The following is a 254-nucleotide window of genomic DNA, read 5'->3' as shown; positions in this document are numbered from 1 at the left end:
ATGATGCTCTGCGGCGTGTCCAGGCGCACAAACGCGCCTTCCTTGAGCAGGCGTCGCACGGTTCTCACAGATTTGCCGGTGATACGTTTGACCATCTCTCCCTGTTGGTACAGCTCGGAGGTTGCGATCATGTTCACCACATCAAGCAGCTCAAATCCTTCGCTTGTGCAGCGCAGGATGAGCATCGGATCGTCGCCGGTATCCTGCCCACGCAACAGCAACTCCAGAGGTTTGCCCTCGAGCTTCTTCAAGCC

General features: G+C 57.1%; 1 protein-coding gene. It reads right to left on the bottom strand.

Annotated features, from left to right (window positions below; all coding sequences use genetic code 11):
- Positions 1 to 254: hypothetical protein (locus tag AAEY78_RS14070; protein WP_352340010.1), on the bottom strand; the 254-nt coding region annotated here is incomplete at both ends.

The organism is Psychrobacter sp. 16-MNA-CIBAN-0192, assembly GCF_040309565.1.
In the GTDB taxonomy this organism is placed as follows: Bacteria; Pseudomonadota; Gammaproteobacteria; order Pseudomonadales; family Moraxellaceae; genus Psychrobacter.
Note: the sequence above shows the minus strand (reverse complement) of the source record. Positions and strands in the feature narration are given on the sequence as shown.